Here is a 2,790-nt window from a genome sequence, read left to right as displayed (position 1 = left end):
TAGCCATGGCCTGGCCAGGAGGTGCACGATGAACACGCTTCGAGAGGCACTTCAGGAGTGCCTTGACCTGCGCCGCAGCCTGGGCTTCAAGATGCACGATGCCGGCTTGCTGTTGCCACGGTTCGTCAGTTTCATGGAGACGCGGCATGCCGAGCATATCAGCACCGGCCTCGCTCTAGAGTGGGCGCAAAATCCGTCGGTTCAACCCGCAGAATGGGCCAGGCGTCTTTGCTTCGTACGCGGCTTTGCCCGCCACCGCAGTGCCACCGACACCCGCACAGAAATTCCACCGGTCGGCATGTTGCCCCATCGGTCTACGCGAGCCAGACCTCATTTATACACGGAGGCGGAAGTACGGCGCTTGCTGAATGCGGCATTGGAACTGCCGGTGGCCTGGCCGTCGACGCCGCTGCGGCCGTGGGTGTTCCATTGCCTCATCGGCTTGCTCAGCGTTACCGGCCTGCGTATCAGCGAAGCGCTGAACCTCGAGCTTGGGGACGTGGACCTCGAAGACGCCGTTCTGACGATTCGCGGTGCCAAGCTCGGCCGATCGCGCCTAGTCCCAATTCATCCGACCACCTGTACCGTCCTGGCTGACTACCTCAGGCGCCGCAAACAGTTCCTGGGTCGCCAGGTCTCGTCCTATGTGTTCGTCACGAGTCGCGGCACCCGGCTCGACATAGGTCGCGTTCATCGGACGTTCTACGCACTGTCACGGCAAACGGGACTGCGTGCCGAAGGCGCAAGCAAGAGGCCACGGTTGCATGACTTCCGGCATCGCTTCGCCGTTGACGTGCTGATACGTTGGTATCAGTCTGGAGAGGACGCCTGGCGCTTGTTGCCGGTGCTGTCGACCTATCTTGGGCACATCTATGTGGCCGGCACATACTGGTATTTGAGCGGGTCGCCCGAGTTGATGGCACAAGCGATGGATCGCCTTGAACGCCGTTGGGGAGAATCATCATGACTAGGGAGCCCAGCTTCGCCGCCTTGCTGGAGAAGTTCTTCATCCAGCGCCTGATGCACCAGCGCCAGGCTAGTGTGCACACGATCGCATCGTACCGCGACACATTCCGGTTACTGCTGGAATTTGTACAGCGACGCCTGCATAAAGCGCCATCCACTCTGGCACTGGAAGACATCAATGCGCCGCTGGTAACGGACTTCCTGGATGAACAGGAGCAGGTTCGTGGCATCACGGCTCGAACGCGTAACCTGCGCTTGACGGCAGTGCACTCGTTCTTCCGGTATGCGGCCTTCGAGATGCCGTCACACTCAGCGCACATCCAGCGTGTGCTGGCCATCCCGGCCAAGCGCTTTAGCCGCGCATTGGTCCCATTCCTGAGCCGACAGGAGGTCGATGCGTTGCTGGCCGCGCCGGACCAGCAGACTTGGTCAGGTCGCCGCGATCACGCTCTGTTGTTGTTGGCTGTGCAGACGGGGTTACGCCTGTCCGAGCTGACCGGCCTTCGGCGCGAGGACCTGCACATTGGTGCCGGCGCGCATGTACGCGTGTTTGGCAAGGGGCGCAAGGAGCGTTGCACGCCATTGAGCAAGAGCACCCGCGCCGTGTTGGCCGCGTGGGTTCGAGAGCCGCCGCGGGCCGAGAATCAGCCACTGTTCCCCAATGCGCGCGGCGGCCGGTTGAGCGCACACGGCGTTCACTACCTGCTTCACAAGCATGTCTTAGCGGCCACGAACGAATGCTCTTCACTGAAGAACAAGCGCGTGAGCCCGCATGTGTTGCGACACACGACAGCGATGGATCTGCTGCAAGAAGGTGTCGACCCCTCAGTAATCGCACTCTGGCTCGGTCACGAATCGGTTGAAACCACACAGGTCTACCTGGACGCCAACCTCACATTAAAACAGGCGGTTCTGGACAGGACCACGCCCCCTAAAGGCAAACCGGGACGGTATCGACCAGATGACCGATTGCTGGCGTTCTTGAAGGGCCTATAGGCCACACCTATGTCCCGCGCTGCGCACGGCCGGCTGATGTCGTCCCGTAAGTCTCGTGCGCCACGGGACATAGTTCCGCGCGGGAGATAGTCAAGTTTGGAATGGCCAAGTAACAACTGGACCGCCCTCAGATTCTTTGTGCGCCGGTAGATCAGGGATGCCTTTGTCCGACGCATGGTATGGGTCCCGTACGCCGTGTCGTCGAGACCAATTGATGCGATCCAGCGATGCACGAGGCGAGCGTATTGACGCGTTGAAAGGTGCGGCGACCCGTGAATCCTGCTTGGGAACAGAAAGTCCGACTGCGACAGTCCGGCGGTCCTGATCCACGCTTCCGCGCTATCCCGGGTCTGCTCGGTAAGCTCGAACTGGACCGGACGCTGCGTTTTCTGCTGCATGACCGTTGCCCGGGATATGACATGTTGGCCGTGGCAAATATCACGCACTCGTAGCTTGGTCAGATCGCATGCTCTCAACTTGCTGTCGATGGCCAGGTTGAAAATCGCGAGATCACGTGTCCGCGCCGAAAGTTGCAAGCGAATCCGGATGGCCCAGATCTCCTTCAGTTTCAACGGTGGCTTCTGTCCTGTGAACTTGCCCTTGTTCCACGGGACACGCCCCGGTGTGTTGATCGCGGTCGTTTCCATGACGTTCTCCTTTCGAATGAAGGGAACGTTAGTCTGCGCCGGCTGCCGGCTGCCGGCTGCCGGTGGTCGCTGCCCGACCCACAACGGCCCTCCGACTTTCCCGAGAGGAGACCTTCAAGCTCGCGTGCTGGATGTACTCTTGCACGCCGATTCGGGCAGAATGCGTCAGAAACATCGGGCG

General features: G+C 60.6%; 3 protein-coding genes and 1 pseudogene. 3 read left to right on the top strand and 1 reads right to left on the bottom strand.

Annotated features, from left to right (window positions below; all coding sequences use genetic code 11):
- The first annotated feature begins 28 nt into the window (after positions 1-28).
- Both WCA53_RS10175 and WCA53_RS10170 read left to right on the top strand, forming a co-directional pair.
- Positions 29-967, top strand: a complete 939-nt coding sequence (locus tag WCA53_RS10175) for a tyrosine-type recombinase/integrase (protein WP_423908678.1) — start codon at positions 29-31, stop codon at positions 965-967.
- On the top strand, positions 964-1,962 hold the full coding sequence (locus tag WCA53_RS10170; protein ID WP_423908676.1) for a site-specific integrase: 999 nt from the start codon (positions 964-966) through the stop codon (positions 1,960-1,962). The genes WCA53_RS10175 and WCA53_RS10170 overlap by 4 nt, the downstream gene beginning before the upstream one ends.
- Before the next feature lie 89 nt (positions 1,963-2,051).
- Here the strand turns inward: WCA53_RS10170 and WCA53_RS10165 are convergent.
- Positions 2,052-2,609, bottom strand: a pseudogene (locus tag WCA53_RS10165) (tyrosine-type recombinase/integrase); the annotation flags it as partial.
- On the opposite strand from WCA53_RS10165, the gene WCA53_RS10160 reads away from it, so the two are divergent.
- Positions 2,509-2,790: hypothetical protein (locus tag WCA53_RS10160; RefSeq protein WP_423908681.1), on the top strand; the 282-nt coding region annotated here is incomplete at its 3' end. The pseudogene WCA53_RS10165 and the gene WCA53_RS10160 overlap by 101 nt on opposite strands.

The sequence above is a fragment of the Caballeronia sp. genome, assembly GCF_049581465.1.
Classification (GTDB): domain Bacteria; phylum Pseudomonadota; class Gammaproteobacteria; order Burkholderiales; family Burkholderiaceae; genus Caballeronia.
This window is presented reverse-complemented; position numbering and strand designations above follow the sequence as displayed.